Here is a 234-nt window from a genome sequence, read left to right as displayed (position 1 = left end):
ACGGGACTTTTATCAACAAGCTTTAGCTATCTATATCGAATTTGGCGATCGCTATTCTCAAGCCTCAACCTACCACAATTTGGGAATATTAGCCCAACAAATGCGAGAATATGCCCAAGCACGGGACTTTTATCAACAAGCTTTAGCTATCTGTATCGAATTTGGCGATCGCTATTCTCAAGCTAGAACTTACCACCATTTGGGGATAGTAGCCCAAGAAATGGGGGAATATGA

Annotated in this window: 1 protein-coding gene; it reads left to right on the top strand. The window is 41.9% G+C overall.

All coding sequences use genetic code 11. The features are described from left to right. The coding region (locus ACIR131C_RS26725; protein ID WP_231395424.1) for a tetratricopeptide repeat protein at positions 1-234 on the top strand (234 nt) is incomplete at both ends.

Source organism: Dolichospermum circinale AWQC131C (assembly GCF_000426905.1).
GTDB lineage: Bacteria > Cyanobacteriota > Cyanobacteriia > Cyanobacteriales > Nostocaceae > Dolichospermum > Dolichospermum circinale.
The sequence above is the reverse complement of the archived record's forward strand: the minus strand, read 5'-3'. Positions and strand labels throughout refer to the sequence as shown.